Below are 12,125 nucleotides of genomic sequence, written 5' to 3'. Positions count from 1 at the left end.
CTGTTTTAGTTTCGGTAAAATTAATTTAACTTAGATAAAATTAAACCGATGCAACATTACAAAACCCTCACCGAATTACATTTGGGAAATCATTGGGACGCTCCGGAACATCCGCTTTTCAGTATGATTGGCTGCCAGTCGGAGTGCAAATTGGGGAACAGAGAGTTTACCACAGATTGTTATGTGATTGCTTTCAAAAAAATAAAATCAGGGATTTTTATGTACGGCCGCACACCGTATGACCACGACAACGGCTGTCTGTTTTTTGCGAAACCAAGACAGATTATCGAGATGAAAAATCTTGAGTTTGAAGAAAAAGGCTATATGCTGATGATTCACGAAGATTACCTGAACGGCCACGAGCTTTTTAAAGAAATTGAAAAATACAGCTTTTTTGATTACGAAGTAACGGAGGCTTTGCATCTTTCGCCAAAAGAAGAGCAGATTATCCTGGAACTTCACTCGAAAATTCAGAGCGAATATTTTAATAATCCTGATGAATACAGCCGTGACATTATTTTAAGTCATATTTCATCAATTTTAAAATATGCGCAACGCTATTACAAACGACAGTTTATCGACAGAGCGCAAGTGACAGGAAAGACGGCTTCAAAATTCAATGACGCACTGAGAAAATACATCGGCGAAGGTTTATTGGAAAAAAACGGACTTCCGAATGTTGCTTTTTTAGCCGACCAGCTTTTTGTGTCGCCAAGATATCTGAGTGATTTGTTAAAACAGGAAACAGGAAAAACCGCAATGGAACTGATTCACATTTTTATGATATCCGAAGCAAAAAACCTGTTGAGGTTGGGAGAAAAAGGAGTCGCTGAAATCGCTTACGAATTAGGCTTTGAAAATGCTTCTTATTTCACAAGATTGTTCAAAAAACAGACGGGAATGAAGCCTTTGGAATTCAGGAAGTTGCAGATGAATTAAATTTTAAATAATCATATTTTAGAAAAGACTGTTTCAGAAAATGGAACGGTCTCTTTTTATTTCTGTACTGTAAATCTGTGCTATTCTTCCCCCGAAATGGACTATTTATTAAGCTGTAATGCTTCTACCTTTGACTATCAAAATCATTGAAAATTAAATAACATTAAAAAATACCAACATTATGAAAGCAATTGTATTAAAAGAAGCCGGAAGCGTAGACAATTTAGAATACGTAGAATTGGCAAAACCAACCATTAAAGAAGGCGAAGTATTAATAAAAGTAAAAGCCATCAGCATCAATCCGGTAGATGTGAAAAGCCGCGCAGGAAAAGGTGTTTATGGAAGAATCAAAACAGAAAATCCATTGATTTTAGGATGGGATATTTCAGGAATTATAGAAGAAACTAAAAGTTCAGACTTTAAAGTAGACGATGAGGTTTTCGGAATGGTTAATTTCCCCGGACACGGAAAAGCATATGCAGAATATGTCGCAGCTCCGGCCAATCAACTGGCTTTAAAACCTAAAAATATCTCTTTTGAAGACGCTGCAGCTTCCACTTTGGTTGCGCTTACGGCCTATCAGGCTTTGGTTCACAATGCGAAAATTCAGGAAGGGCAGAACGTTTTGGTTCACGCGGCTTCAGGTGGAGTGGGACATATCGCTGTACAGATAGCCAAACATTTGGGAGCGAAAGTAACGGGAACTTCTTCCGCAAAAAATAAGGATTTTGTCCTGAGTTTAGGCGCAGATTCACATATCGATTATCACGGTTTCGACTGGAAATCAGCAGGCAGAACTTTTGATTTTGTGTTGGATACGATTGGCGGCGACAACATCGACCATTCTCTTGAAGTGACGAGAGAAGGCGGTTCCATCATCAGTATTCCGACAGGTTTGAATGAGCAGGTGACATCAAAAGCAGAATCTAAAGGCGTAAAAGGTTATTTCATTCTCGTGCAATCCAGCGGTGAAGATATGAAACATATTGCTTCTTTACTGGAAAGCGGTGCTGTAAAACCTCACGTTTCAAAGGTTTTTCCTTTCGAGCAAATGAGAGAAGCACATCTGGAACAGGAAACGGGCAGAACAGTTGGTAAAATCGTGGTGACTTTGTAAGGTCATAATTTTTATTTGACTACGTTGAACCACTTTGTTAGGTTTGGGCAACTAATCCGCCTTCCACTCCCGCTTTTTTCTTTTTTCAAAAGAAAAAGAGCTCCGTTCAAGTCAGGTTGCTGCAATTCTACGTTTTAAAAACTAACAATAAAATCATCAAAAATGAACTTAAAAAATATAGCAGTACTGGCAATGGTATTGGTTTCCTTGGCCGCCTGCAAAAAATCTCCGAATCAGGCTAATACAAAGTATGAGAATGAAATTTCAAAAGAAAAAAATGCACAGTTAGAAGAGGTTTTCTCAGACAGCACATATCAGTTAACGGGTGTTGCGGTGGCAAAAAATAACAGGGTCTTTGTGAATTATCCTTATTGGCTGGACACACATTCTTATTCCGTGATTGAGGTTAAAGACGGAAAACCGGTTCCTTATCCTGATGCGGAATGGAACAGCTTCAAAAAAGGCGAAGACGGACAAAACAAATTTGTAACGGTACAGTCTGTAGTTGCCGATGACAAAGGATTTCTTTGGGTGGTAGACGCCGCAGGAATCGGACTTGGAAAAGTTTACCAACACAGCAGTAAAGTGGTTAAAATCAATTTAGCCAACAATAAAATTGAGAAAATCTACAGATTTCCTGAAAATGTGGTGAGCGAAGATGTTTACATCAATGATATCCGCGTGGATAATGAAAATGGTTTTGCGTATTTAAGCAATTCAAATACAGGCGGAATCGTGGTTTTGAATATTAATACAGGAGATTCAAGATTGGTTTTAACCAATTCTCCATCCGTGAAATCTGACCCGAACTACCATTTCTCACCTTTAGGTACAGAACTTAAAAAAGGCGACGGTTCTTTGCTGAAAGTGAATTCAGATGGTATTGCGCTGACTCCCGATAATCAATATCTATACTACAAACCGCTTACAGATAACCGTTTGTACAGAATTAAAACCGATTTGTTGAGAGATTTTAAAACTAATGAAGCTGTTTTAAACAAAAGTGTAGAAGATTTAGGGAAATTTATCACCACAGACGGGATGATTTTCGATAAAAAAGGAAACCTGTATTTGGGAGATTTGGAGAAAAATTCAATCGTGAAAATTACTCCGGATCTGAAAATGCAGACGATTATAAAAGATGATGAAAAACTGATCTGGCCGGACAGTTACAGTATTTCTGATGATGGATATTTATACATTTCCAATTCTCAGATTCAGCTGATGCCTTGGTTTCACAATGGGAAAGAACAGTTTAAAAAGCCTTTTAAAGTGTTTAGAATTAAAATTTAAAATCCAATCAATTCAATTACAAAAATGAAGAATCTATTATTAATGATGACTATGCTGTTTGCCAAAAACTTTAAAAATTGATCTGTTTGAAATATAGTTTCTTGCACTAAAGTATATCATTATCTTATTTTGTATCTTTAAAAAATTCAGGCAAACCATTTGGATTTTGCAGTTACATATAACCTAAAAGAAACGAAATAATAATGATACAACAGGAATTTGCGTACAATGCAAAGAAAATCTTAGAGTCAGATGACAATGTTATTGGCTTAGCTGTAGTAGGTTCCTGGCTTACTGATGAAATAGACCAATTTTCGGATTTAGACCTTATTCTTGTCACCGAACAGAAAATTTCTAACGATAAAAATGTAATGCTTGAATATGCAAAAAAATTGGGAAACTTTTTGTCGGGGTTTACAGGAGAGCATGTCGGTGAGCCAAGATTACTGATATGCCTGTATGATGATCCTCTTTTACATGTGGATATAAAGTTTTTAACCCTTGAAGAATTTGAAAGCCGTATTGAATCTCCGGTTCTTCTCATTGACAAAGGTGAAAAACTTGCGAACATCATTCATCATACGGAAGCCAGGTTTCCCTATCCGGATTATCAGTGGATCGAAGATCGTTTTTGGACATGGATCCATTATGTACTGTTGAAAATTGGGCGTGGAGAATATTTTGAAGCTTACGATTTTATGGGATTTCTGCGCAGTATTGTTTTCGGACCATTACTCCATATCAAGAATGGGAATTTACCTCGCGGTGTGAGAAAAGTGGAAACTACTTTAGAAACTTCAGACTTTGAAAAATTAAAGCTTACCATTCCAAGTTATGAAAGACAGTCATTATTGCAAAGCCTTAGAGACGGAGTGTTATTATATAAACATTTAAGAACAGAACTTTTTGACAGTAAGGTAAATTTGCAAATCAACACTGAAGAAAAAGTGATGAGGTATTTTGAAGAATTGGAAAATGAACATAGGTAGTCAAAAACACCTTATAAAACCATGCATTACAAAAAGATAAAACCTCACAGAGAATTAGAGCCTTTTATCCATTTTTATTGGGAATTGAAAGGAAATGAGATAGAAAAACAGTGGGAGCGGGTTTTTCCGGATGGCTGTGCAGGTGTACTCATAAATTTAGGAAATACATGCTTGACGGATAACGGTTCATTTTCAATGGAATTTGGAAAAACCTATGTCGTAGGTGCCATGAATTCTTTCAAAGACAGCATTATTGACAGGGATACTCATTTACTGGGCGTGTGTCTAAAACCTGCAACTTTTGCCAATTTCTATTATTATGCTTCACAAAATGAATTAACAAACGATACTGTTGAATTTGAAAAATCCAATTCTTTTAATATCGATAAAACATTGGATAATCCATTCAATTATTTTGATTTGTTCTTTGCTGAGAGACTAAAGAGTAAAAATATCCGGCTGAAGTCAACACTTGAAGATATACATTCAGCAAACGGAAAGTTAAGCATTGATGAGGTAGCCAAAAGAAATTTTACAACAGTAAGACAGCTTGAACGGAATTTTAAAAAGCTGATCGGATTATCACCCAAAGAATATTCAAATATTATCCGCTTTCAGCATGCATTGCAGTTGATTAAAAATTCAGGTCAAAACCGCAACTTATTGGATATTGCATTTGAATGCGGCTATTATGATCATTCGCATCTTAGTAATGACATCAAGCGAAATACCGGACTTACACCATCCTTGCTTTAATTTGTCGCATTTTTACAAAGTACGGGTAGTTGTGTAAAAGTAAATTTGCAGAAATATTAAAATTAAAATCATGCGAAAATTATCACTTTTCATTGCTATGAGTTTAGATGGCTACATAGCAAAACCAAATGATGACCTAAGCTTTTTGAAAATTGTAGAAAAAGAAGGCGAAGATTACGGTTACGCGGACTTCAATTCCCAAATTGATACAATAATTATCGGCAGAAAAACCTATGATTATGTACTTAAGGAAATCGGCTCGTCTCACTATGACAATGGTCAAAGGGATGTTTACGTTATCACAGGAACCGAAAGACCAAAAGTAGGCAGAACGACTTTCTATACAGGAGATATAACAGAATTAATCAACCATCTAAAGTCCGGAAAAGGAAAAAATATATATTGTGACGGTGGTGCCCAAATTATAAATGAACTACTGAAACATCAACTGATCGACGAGTTTACAATTTCGGTGATCCCGATTTTATTAGGTGGCGGAACAAGGCTTTTTAAAGACGGAAGACCGGAACAGGCGCTTGAATTCATTACGGCAAAAACATTTGAAACAGGATTGGTGCAGCTGAAATATAAACGAAGAAAATAATTAATTTTCTAAGAGGGAAAATTCCGCAGAAGTGTAAAATTTTTAAGAATTTAATCTATATTTAAGTATCTAAATTTAGTACATGCTTAAAAACTTTGAATTTTATCTTTTCTTGGTTTTCTTAATTACCATGCTCATCATGCTGGCCAATAAGATTAAAGTTGCATATCCGGTTTTACTGGTGTTGGCAGGGCTTGTTATAAGTTTTATTCCCGGAGTACCACTCATTAAGATAGAACCCGAATTATTATTTATCATTTTTTTGCCCCCGTTACTGTATGAAGCGGCATGGTCGACCTCTTGGAAGGAGCTTTGGCGATGGCGCAGGATTATTTTCAGCTTTGCTTTCGTAGTGGTTTTCTTTACCGCACTTTCAGTTGCTGTTTTTGCCAATTATTTTATTCCGGGATTTTCTCTTGCTCTTGGTTTTTTGTTGGGAGGTATTGTTTCGCCACCGGATGCAGTGAGCGCCGGAGCAATTTTAAAGTTTGTAAAAGTTCCGAAAAGGCTGGCTTCCATCCTGGAAGGCGAAAGTTTACTGAATGATGCTTCTTCTTTGATCATTTTCCGGTTTGCGATGATTGCTGCTGCAACCGGACAGTTTGTCTGGCATGAAGCGACCGGAAGCTTTGTATGGATGTGCTTCGGAGGTTTGGGAATCGGACTTGGGATTGCATATGTTTTTTTGAAAATGCATAAAATATTGCCTACTGATCCCAATATAGATATACTGCTGACCTTTATTGCACCATTCTCCATGTATCTGGCGGCAGAACAGCTTCATGCATCCGGAGTTCTGGCAGTGGTCACTGGCGGACTATTTCTTTCTTACCGCAGTCATGATTTTTTAAGCAGTGCGTCGCGAATACGTACGGTAACCGTTTGGGAAAGTTTTTGTTTCCTGTTGAACGGTATTGTTTTCATGCTCATCGGTTTAGACCTGCCGGAAATTGTTTCAGGCTTGGGCGACACAGATATTTATACTGCCATTGGTTACGGAATTGCAGTTACCGTAGTGCTTATTATTGTCAGGATTTTAGCAGGGTACGGAGCGCTGATTACAACCTTAATTATGAGAAATTTCATTACCGTTGCCGATCCGCAATCACCTGGGTGGCAAACGCCTTTAATTATTGGATGGACCGGAATGAGAGGGGTGGTTTCTTTAGCAGCGGCGCTTTCCATTCCCCTGACTTTAGATGATGGCTCTCCGTTCCCACAAAGAAATATGATTCTTTTTATTACGTTTATCGTGATTCTGTTAACGCTGCTTTTACAGGGGCTTACTCTTCCTTTTTTACTTAAAAGATTTCCGCCGGTAGACAGGGATTTCAGAAGAAGTGCAAAAGAGATAGATTATGACATTCTAAACAATCTGGCAAAAGTAGCCATTGATAAAATCCGAAGTGACTATGCTGATAAAGTAGAAAGTTTTCCGGCGTTAAAAGATCAATTACAAAAATATGAGAATCAATTGAGCAGTTCTGAAATTATTCTGAATTATGAGGAATACAGACGTATTTATATTGACATTCTCGACACTCAAAGAAGCTGGCTTATTAACAAAAACCGTGAAGAACTCTTACTGGATGAAAATATCATCAGGAAGCATCTGAGACTATTGGATTTGCAGGAGGAAAGACTGAATATGAAAGGTTGATACTGTTGAAATATTATTTTAAGTTTTGAATTAAAAGGAGTCCGTCTCACAACTCGTGATAACGGACTTTTTTTGATTTTATTAATCCTCATTTCAGAGAAAAGTTTTCTAATAAACGATTCTCAGACTGAACCATCAGATTTTAGAAATACATTTTTGTGTATTTTATTCTGTCACTTTTAGGTGCTGTATTTTTCCGTCAGTAATTTCAAAATGAAATTTTAAAATAATTGGACTGCCCGGAAATGTTCCTGAAATTTTTGCTGACAAAATATTTTCTTTCTCATCATAATCTACCGGCTCCATTGTGGCTTTATAATCTTTATTGGATTTGTCAATCCATTGTTCGATTTCTTTTCTCCCTGTATGGGTTTTACCTTCATCAAAAACTACGGCTGTTTCTGCAAAACATTGTGCATAAGCAGCACTATCAAAATTATTCTGTGTTTTTACTAACTCGTTGATCACATTTGGTAAGTTCATATTTTCTATTTTTTAAATGATTATTAAATGGTTGGTACTGTTCCGCCATCGATTACATATTCTGTTCCTGTTAAATAACTGGCTCTTGGTGAAACCAGGAAGCCTACAAATTCGGCTACTTCGGCAGGTTCAGCAGGTCTTCCGAAAGGAATTCCTCCCAATGCATCCATTACACCTTGTTGCGCTTCTTCTACTGTACTGTTCGAATTTCTTGCAATTTCGCCCAGCCAGGCTTCCGATGCTGTCGTATTGATCCAGCCCGGCGAAACCGTCAGTACACGAACACCTTTAGGAGTAACTTCGTTCGATAAGCTTTTGCTGTAGTTTCTCAATGCTGCTTTTGCAGCTGCGTAAGGCAAAGTGGAATCATATAAAGGAAGTTTACCTTGGATAGAAGCGATGTGAATAATAACACCCGTTTTTCGCTCGATCATTTGCGGTAAAAATCCCCTGTCCAGCCGAACCGGAGCCAAAAGATTAGCCTGTAGTGTTGATTCCCAATCTTCATCATTAAGTGCGGCAAACCCGCCTGCCGGAGTAGATGATCCTCCAAGGTTGTTAACCAGGATATCCAGTTTTCCGTAGCTTGAAAGCACTTCGCTGATTACTTTTTGGGTGCCTTCTGCTGTACTCAGATCAGCTGAAATGAAATGCAGATTACTGTTTTCTTGTTCAGGGGTATTTCTTGCGGTAATAATAACCGTTGCGCCAGCTTGTAGCAGTCTATCTGCAATGGCTTTACCTGCTCCTTTTGTACCTCCTGTCACCAATGCAATTTTGCCAGATAGTTCATTGTTGTAATTAAATTGTTCCATTTTTTAGATTTGTTTTATAGGACAAAATTGGGGTATAAAAACAGTTCATACAAGTACGGAATTACGATTCAGATAGGGATAAATTATTCCCCTATTGTACAAATCGGAACATACGCTTACTTTTACATTATGTATGAGAGAAAAATAATTCCGAATCTGAATTGTGGTCTTGACCTGATTGGTGAAGTGCTGTACGGCAAATGGAAAATCCGTCTTCTTTGGTTTATTTATCAGGGACATAAAAGACCGAGCGAATTGCAGCGTAAAATTCCGGATGCATCGCGAAGGGTTTTAAATATCCAGCTAAAAGAGTTGGAAGACCATGAGCTGGTTACGAAGAAAATTTATCCTGTCGTACCGCCAAAAGTAGAATATAGCTTGACTGAGTTTGGTGAAAGTCTGATTCCTGTTGTAGGTGCTTTGGGACAGTGGGGAGATCAGCATGAAGAACGGTTAAGACGGGTAATTTTACAAAGAATAGGTGGAGAATAGGATGATTCCAATTAGTAATATGGCTGGAAATAGTAAATTTGCGTATATAAACTGAATATATGCCTACACCACAAGAAATTCAAAATGTTTTTTCTCCATTTTATAATGCTGAGACCAATATATGGGAGCGTTTTTCAGAAAAAATAGAGGTCAGAGAATTTCAGAAAAATGAGGTCATAAAAGATTATCAGAGTGTAGAAAAATATTTGAATATTGTAGCCAAAGGTTCTGTCGGCTTATTCGTTTGGAACGGGAAAAAAGATATCTGCATCAATTTGCTGTATGAAAACAGTTTTATGAGCGATTATTTTTCTTTCCTCAAACAACAACCTTCAGGTATTAAAACACAGGCATTGGAAGACTGTACTTTATGGTCGATCAGCTATCCAGACCTTAATGAGCTCTATTCTCGTAATGAAACAGGATTAAGGATTGGCAAAGCGATCCCCGAAATATTGTTCCTGCGAAAACAACAGGATCAGATCAACCTTCTGACCCTTAGTCCGGAAGAACGTTACCTCAATCTCATCAGCCAGCGCCCCGAAATTTTCCAGCGTACACCTCTCAAAATAATAGCTTCTTACCTGGGATTAACTGCGGAAAGTCTTAGCCGCCTCAGAAAAAGAATTACCGGGAAGTAAAACTTACCCATCGTCAAGTGGATTTATCTTTCTTATAATTAATTTTGGATGATTCTAATTCAAAAACTATGAAAGAAAGAAAACGACTTGGAAGCATTATCGTTTTTTATGCTATTGCCATTCTGTTTCGCTTTTTGGCGGTGAAAACCAATCTGCTCGATTTTACCGATAACGAATTTATAAAAATTTTACTCCGTGGGATTGGTCCTGCTATTGGTGCTTTTGTTTCGGTTAAGTTGTTTAATATTACCTTAAAGCTTTCCCTGAAAGGAAATTATCGAAACATATTTTTGCCTTTTCTTGTTTTCTGGATTGTTCCGGTCTTGCTGATTGGAACAGTCAGCTATATTCAGCAGGGACAATTTCCTTTTGTGCTGCTTTCCACAGTTTTGGTGTATGGTTTATTGGAAGAGATCGGTTGGCGCGGATTTTTGCAGGAACAATTAAAAGATCTGCCGAAACTTCAAAGCATCATCTTTATCGCCGTTTTATGGTTTATCTGGCATCTGAATTTTGAATTTACTACTCCCAATATGATTTTTCTTGGTGTATTGTTTTTAGGTACATGGGGAATCGGCAAAGTATATAGTAAAACCTATTCATTACTGGCTGTAGCCGGATTTCATTCGCTGAATAATTTTTTCAGAAATGGCCTTCATGAGACTGAATTGATCTTAATTGTAATTTTACTTGCCATTTGGATAGGCTTTATTATTAGATATGAGTCTTATAAGAAATATCAGGATATACAATAATATAAATACTGTGGATATGCATAAAAAACTGCTTTTAACCAGCGTTCTTCTTTTATTATTGGTCAAAATTTCCGGGCAATCAAAAGAAAAGATAATCGATGATTATTTCAATGCATTGGTTAAAAATCAACAATTCAGTGGCAATGTTTTAGTGGTTGATAACAATAAGATTGCGTACGAAAGATCTTTCGGGTTTTCAGATTACGTAACCAAAAAACCCAATACACCTGATATTACCTTTCCCATTGCCAGTATCTCAAAAATATTTACAGCAACTGCTATTTTGCAGCTCAAGGAAAAGGGTTTACTGAAAATAACAGATCCTGTTACGGAGTATCTGTCGGGATTTCCTTACCCGGAAATAAAGATCAGACATTTGCTTTCACATACCTCCGGATTGCCGCCTTACAATGCTTTTTTTGACAAAGAACAAAAAGAAAATCCGGATAAAGTTTTCACCAACGAAGATTTTCTTCCGGGAGTTATTGCAAACAAACAACCACTCGTTTATCAACCGGGCGAAAAAGGAAATTATGATAATATCAACTATCTTATTCTGGCTTTGATTGTTGAAAAAGTCTCGGGAATATCTTATGAAAAATACATTAAAAGAAATATTCTTAGACCGGCAAAGATGAAAGAAACTGTGCTTTTCCCTTTACCTGAGCAATTCAACAGAGCTGAAATAAAAAATTTTGCATTTCCTCACATCTATCTTCATTTGTATGATGATAATCCTGTTAAATCCAATTCAATTCCTTATGTGAAAGGATACTGGCATTCTTATGCTTTCAGAGGGTTCGCCGATTATATAAGTACGATCCGGGATTTATGGAAATTTGACAAAGCACTTTATAATAACACTTTGCTAAAACAAGAGACTCTGGAAGAAGCATTTGTCCCGGTAAAATTAAACAACGGGAAAAATAATCCCGATGAATTCGGATTAGGCTGGGAAATTGAAAAAGATTCTACAATGGGAAAATTGGTGTACCACAGTGGGGCAGCAATGGGACTGAGCTCCAATATTCTCAGAAACGTCACCAAACATCAAACCGTCATCCTGTTTGACAATGCTCATTTCAATGCCCACGAAAATGCTACAAAAGTTATGATGCTTCTGAACCGCAAAAAAGTGGATACACCCAAAAAAAATATTGCCAAGATCTATGGAAATATTTTACTTAACAAAGGGGCAACAGAAGCGAGAGAAACATTGGAAAGTTTAAGAAAAGATACGCTTAATTATTACCTCATTGAGAATGAAATGAATACACTAGGATATGATTTTATGGGGAATAGTAATCCTTATCATTTGCCGGAAAAACATTTCTACAAACAAGCTGTTGAAACATTAAAAACAAATGTTGATCTCTTCCCCAACAGCTGGAATGCCTATGATAGTTATGCGGAAGCACTTCTGGAAGACGGACAAAAAGAAGAAGCTATCAAAATGTATCAAAAGTCTGTTGAACTCAATCCCGATAACGAAAACGGGAAAAAAGTATTGGAAGGACTTTTGAGAAAGAAAAATTAACTCATATTAAACTTAAATCTTTTTGTAGAGCCTGACAATGATAC

Annotated in this window: 13 protein-coding genes; 11 read left to right on the top strand and 2 right to left on the bottom strand. The window is 37.0% G+C overall.

Annotated features, from left to right (window positions below; genetic code table 11):
- Positions 1-48 precede the first annotated feature (48 nt).
- The 7 genes from MKS83_RS06580 to MKS83_RS06550 all read left to right on the top strand — a co-directional run bounded on the left by MKS83_RS06580 (position 49) and on the right by MKS83_RS06550 (position 7,358).
- Entirely contained in the window at positions 49-939 is an 891-nt protein-coding gene (locus MKS83_RS06580; protein ID WP_240582476.1) for a helix-turn-helix domain-containing protein, read from the top strand.
- Between the two features lie 181 nt (positions 940-1,120).
- Positions 1,121-2,056: an NADP-dependent oxidoreductase gene (locus tag MKS83_RS06575; RefSeq protein WP_240582475.1), complete on the top strand. Its 936-nt coding sequence runs from the start codon at positions 1,121-1,123 to the stop codon at positions 2,054-2,056.
- 162 nt (positions 2,057-2,218) lie between these two features.
- A complete protein-coding gene (locus MKS83_RS06570; RefSeq protein ID WP_240582474.1) occupies positions 2,219-3,349 on the top strand; it encodes a major royal jelly family protein in 1,131 nt (376 codons plus the stop codon).
- Between the two features lie 203 nt (positions 3,350-3,552).
- Entirely contained in the window at positions 3,553-4,338 is a 786-nt protein-coding gene (locus MKS83_RS06565; protein ID WP_240582473.1) for a hypothetical protein, read from the top strand.
- 21 nt (positions 4,339-4,359) lie between these two features.
- Complete coding sequence (locus MKS83_RS06560; protein WP_240582472.1) at positions 4,360-5,094, top strand: helix-turn-helix transcriptional regulator; 735 nt, start codon at positions 4,360-4,362, stop codon at positions 5,092-5,094.
- 70 nt (positions 5,095-5,164) lie between these two features.
- Entirely contained in the window at positions 5,165-5,698 is a 534-nt protein-coding gene (locus MKS83_RS06555; protein WP_240582471.1) for a dihydrofolate reductase family protein, read from the top strand.
- Between the two features lie 82 nt (positions 5,699-5,780).
- Positions 5,781-7,358, top strand: a complete 1,578-nt coding sequence (locus MKS83_RS06550) for a Na+/H+ antiporter (protein WP_240582470.1) — start codon at positions 5,781-5,783, stop codon at positions 7,356-7,358.
- Between the two features lie 165 nt (positions 7,359-7,523).
- Here the strand turns inward: MKS83_RS06550 and MKS83_RS06545 are convergent, their stop codons facing one another.
- Both MKS83_RS06545 and MKS83_RS06540 read right to left on the bottom strand, forming a co-directional pair.
- Positions 7,524-7,841 (bottom strand): nuclear transport factor 2 family protein, encoded by a 318-nt coding sequence (locus MKS83_RS06545; protein WP_240582469.1) that lies wholly within the window; start codon positions 7,839-7,841, stop codon positions 7,524-7,526.
- Positions 7,842-7,864: 23 nt separating this feature from the next.
- Positions 7,865-8,656, bottom strand: coding sequence for an SDR family oxidoreductase (locus MKS83_RS06540; RefSeq protein WP_240582468.1), 792 nt, complete (start codon positions 8,654-8,656; stop codon positions 7,865-7,867).
- A gap of 27 nt (positions 8,657-8,683) precedes the next feature.
- On the opposite strand from MKS83_RS06540, the gene MKS83_RS06535 reads away from it, so the two are divergent.
- The 4 genes from MKS83_RS06535 to MKS83_RS06520 all read left to right on the top strand — a co-directional run bounded on the left by MKS83_RS06535 (position 8,684) and on the right by MKS83_RS06520 (position 12,081).
- Positions 8,684-9,148 (top strand): winged helix-turn-helix transcriptional regulator, encoded by a 465-nt coding sequence (locus MKS83_RS06535; RefSeq protein ID WP_240582467.1) that lies wholly within the window; start codon positions 8,684-8,686, stop codon positions 9,146-9,148.
- Between the two features lie 59 nt (positions 9,149-9,207).
- Positions 9,208-9,789 (top strand): Crp/Fnr family transcriptional regulator, encoded by a 582-nt coding sequence (locus tag MKS83_RS06530; RefSeq protein ID WP_240582466.1) that lies wholly within the window; start codon positions 9,208-9,210, stop codon positions 9,787-9,789.
- Positions 9,790-9,857: 68 nt separating this feature from the next.
- The gene (locus tag MKS83_RS06525; protein WP_240582465.1) at positions 9,858-10,544 is read left to right on the top strand and encodes a CPBP family intramembrane glutamic endopeptidase; all 687 of its coding nucleotides are present in this window, start codon (positions 9,858-9,860) and stop codon (positions 10,542-10,544) included.
- A 16-nt stretch (positions 10,545-10,560) separates the two neighbouring features.
- Positions 10,561-12,081 carry a serine hydrolase gene (locus MKS83_RS06520; RefSeq protein WP_240582464.1) on the top strand — a complete coding sequence of 507 codons (1,521 nt, stop codon included), beginning with the start codon at positions 10,561-10,563 and terminating at the stop codon, positions 12,079-12,081.
- The last annotated feature ends 44 nt before the right edge of the window (positions 12,082-12,125 follow it).

Source organism: Chryseobacterium sp. Y16C (genome assembly GCF_022488405.1).
Lineage (GTDB): Bacteria > Bacteroidota > Bacteroidia > Flavobacteriales > Weeksellaceae > Chryseobacterium > Chryseobacterium geocarposphaerae.
The sequence above is the reverse complement of the archived record's forward strand: the minus strand, read 5'-3'. Positions and strand labels throughout refer to the sequence as shown.

What these genes read in the sequence shown, in the direction of transcription:
- MKS83_RS06580 (WP_240582476.1), top strand. Translation starts at nt 49, where the DNA reads ATGCAACATTACAAAACCCTCACCGAATTACATTTGGGAAATCATTGG.
- MKS83_RS06575 (WP_240582475.1), top strand. Translation starts at nt 1,121, where the DNA reads ATGAAAGCAATTGTATTAAAAGAAGCCGGAAGCGTAGACAATTTAGAA.
- MKS83_RS06570 (WP_240582474.1), top strand. Translation starts at nt 2,219, where the DNA reads ATGAACTTAAAAAATATAGCAGTACTGGCAATGGTATTGGTTTCCTTG.
- MKS83_RS06565 (WP_240582473.1), top strand. Translation starts at nt 3,553, where the DNA reads ATGATACAACAGGAATTTGCGTACAATGCAAAGAAAATCTTAGAGTCA.
- MKS83_RS06560 (WP_240582472.1), top strand. Translation starts at nt 4,360, where the DNA reads ATGCATTACAAAAAGATAAAACCTCACAGAGAATTAGAGCCTTTTATC.
- MKS83_RS06555 (WP_240582471.1), top strand. Translation starts at nt 5,165, where the DNA reads ATGCGAAAATTATCACTTTTCATTGCTATGAGTTTAGATGGCTACATA.
- MKS83_RS06550 (WP_240582470.1), top strand. Translation starts at nt 5,781, where the DNA reads ATGCTTAAAAACTTTGAATTTTATCTTTTCTTGGTTTTCTTAATTACC.
- MKS83_RS06545 (WP_240582469.1), bottom strand. Translation starts at nt 7,841, where the DNA reads ATGAACTTACCAAATGTGATCAACGAGTTAGTAAAAACACAGAATAAT.
- MKS83_RS06540 (WP_240582468.1), bottom strand. Translation starts at nt 8,656, where the DNA reads ATGGAACAATTTAATTACAACAATGAACTATCTGGCAAAATTGCATTG.
- MKS83_RS06530 (WP_240582466.1), top strand. Translation starts at nt 9,208, where the DNA reads ATGCCTACACCACAAGAAATTCAAAATGTTTTTTCTCCATTTTATAAT.
- MKS83_RS06525 (WP_240582465.1), top strand. Translation starts at nt 9,858, where the DNA reads ATGAAAGAAAGAAAACGACTTGGAAGCATTATCGTTTTTTATGCTATT.
- MKS83_RS06520 (WP_240582464.1), top strand. Translation starts at nt 10,561, where the DNA reads ATGCATAAAAAACTGCTTTTAACCAGCGTTCTTCTTTTATTATTGGTC.